Annotated in this window: 1 pseudogene; it reads left to right on the top strand. The window is 38.2% G+C overall.

Going from position 1 to position 327, the window contains the following annotated elements:
- Window positions 1-327 (top strand): annotated as a pseudogene (locus tag SCA31_RS22805) (MFS transporter); the annotation flags it as partial.

Consider the following 327-nt stretch of genomic DNA (forward strand, 5'->3'; position numbering starts at 1 on the left):
GGCGGATTTCTTATTGGTTCATTTGGTGTAAAATGGACTTTAGTAGTGATTATTTCCCTGATTTTTACGGCTTCTCTGTTTTTCTGGAACCTGAATAAGCAGCATTCGGAATATAAAAAAGAAACGGTAAATGTGGTGGAAAGTATGCGTGAAGGAATTTCCTATATTTTTAAGACCAAAGAAATTTTAGGCGCATTATGTCTGGATATGTTTGCTGTACTTTTCGGAGGTGCGGTAGCGCTTATTCCGGTATTTGCCACTGATATTCTAGATGCAGGAGCTGAAGGTTTTGGATTCTTAAATGCGGCTTCTGATATTGGTTCAATG

The organism is Chryseobacterium sp. SIMBA_028 (genome assembly GCF_046535285.1).
Taxonomy (GTDB): domain Bacteria; phylum Bacteroidota; class Bacteroidia; order Flavobacteriales; family Weeksellaceae; genus Chryseobacterium.